The organism is Streptomyces sp. URMC 129 (assembly GCF_051386415.1).
In the GTDB taxonomy this organism is placed as follows: Bacteria; Actinomycetota; Actinomycetes; order Streptomycetales; family Streptomycetaceae; genus Streptomyces.
Genome location: NZ_JBPQTQ010000306.1, coordinates 1 through 521, shown reverse-complemented (window position 1 = coordinate 521; position 521 = coordinate 1). Strand labels below are relative to the sequence as shown.

The following is a 521-nucleotide window of genomic DNA, read 5'->3' as shown; positions in this document are numbered from 1 at the left end:
GTGGCCCAGCTCGTCGTGCCGTTCGGCCTCTTCGCGCCCCAGCCGGTCGCGACCTGGGCCGCCGCCGTCGTCATCGTCACCCAGCTGTGGCTGGTCGCCTCGGGGAACTTCGCGTGGCTGAACTGGCTGACGACGATCCTCGCCGTGGCGGCGGTGGACGGCTCCCTGATCGCCGACCCGCCCGCCGCCCGGCCGGACGCCCCGGCCTGGTTCACGGCGACGGTCCTGGCCGCGGCGGCCCTGGTGGCGTTCCTGAGCTACCGCCCGGTCCGGAACCTGCTCTCCCCCGCCCAGGAGATGAACCGCAGCTACAACAGCCTCCACCTGGTCAACACCTACGGCGCCTTCGGCAGCGTGACGCGGCAGCGCCACGAGGTGGTGCTGGAGGGCACCAACGACGACCCGCTGACCACCGGCGAGGCGACCGAGTGGCGGGCCTACGAGTTCCACGGCAAACCGGGCGACGTCCACCGCCTGCCACGCCAGTTCGCGCCGTTCCACCTCCGCCTGGACTGGCTGAT

At 72.6% G+C, this 521-nt stretch carries 1 protein-coding gene; it reads left to right on the top strand.

Annotated features, from left to right (window positions below):
* On the top strand, positions 1 to 521 hold a 521-nt coding region (locus ACSNOC_RS27910; protein ID WP_436750358.1), incomplete at both ends, for a lipase maturation factor family protein.